Source organism: Mycoplana sp. MJR14 (assembly GCF_029210525.1).
Classification (GTDB): domain Bacteria; phylum Pseudomonadota; class Alphaproteobacteria; order Rhizobiales; family Rhizobiaceae; genus Mycoplana.
On sequence record NZ_JARGEO010000041.1, the window covers coordinates 1 to 202 of the forward strand.

Annotated in this window: 1 protein-coding gene; it reads left to right on the top strand. The window is 60.9% G+C overall.

Annotation, left to right across the window (positions count from 1 at the left end; all coding sequences use genetic code 11):
- Nucleotides 1–28: 28 nt before the first annotated feature.
- Nucleotides 29–202: helix-turn-helix domain-containing protein (locus tag P0086_RS25245; RefSeq protein ID WP_275790833.1), on the top strand; the 174-nt coding region annotated here is incomplete at its 3' end.

The window sequence follows — 202 nt, forward strand, 5'->3', positions numbered from 1 at the left end:
ACACAACAGTAGTCCAGGATCGCTCCGAATGAACATTCACAAGAATGCCCGACTGACGCCGTTGCGTCGAGAAGAAATGGCGCTTGCCGTGATCGGGGGCTATCTGTCGCAAGCCCAAGCAGCCCGGGTCTACGGCGTCTCGGCCAAGATCGTTGCCCGCTGGGTCGAGCGCTTCAAGACCGGTGGGCGCCAGGCTATGCTG